The organism is Polaribacter sp. BAL334, from assembly GCF_015767435.1.
In the GTDB taxonomy this organism is placed as follows: domain Bacteria; phylum Bacteroidota; class Bacteroidia; order Flavobacteriales; family Flavobacteriaceae; genus Polaribacter.
Map to the genome: position 1 here is coordinate 1 of NZ_JADWOV010000150.1, position 318 is coordinate 318.

Below are 318 nucleotides of genomic sequence, written 5' to 3' on the forward strand. Positions count from 1 at the left end.
AATCTCCTTTTTGTTCAGTTGTTGTTTTTTGAACTTCAGTTTCAATTTTATGCGCAACTAATTTTAAAGCTTCTCCAAGTGCAGTTACACCAGTTGCTTTAATATCTACCATTTGAAAAGATGCTAAATCAGTCAACGGAATAATTTGTCGAGCTGAACTATCAAAAGTTATTACACTTAAAAAAGCAGTTTCAATAGCCTGTGGATTCTGACGTAATGAACTAATCATTATTTGAACGCCATTTTTTACAGCTTCAATTGGTTCTCCAGACATTGAGCCCGAGGTGTCTAGTAATAAATATACAGGAAGTCTTCTCA

The 318-nt window shown here is 34.0% G+C and carries 1 protein-coding gene; it reads right to left on the reverse strand.

Going from position 1 to position 318, the window contains the following annotated elements; genetic code table 11:
• The coding region (locus IU405_RS00785) for a VWA domain-containing protein (RefSeq protein WP_231749427.1) at positions 1–318 on the reverse strand (318 nt) is incomplete at both ends.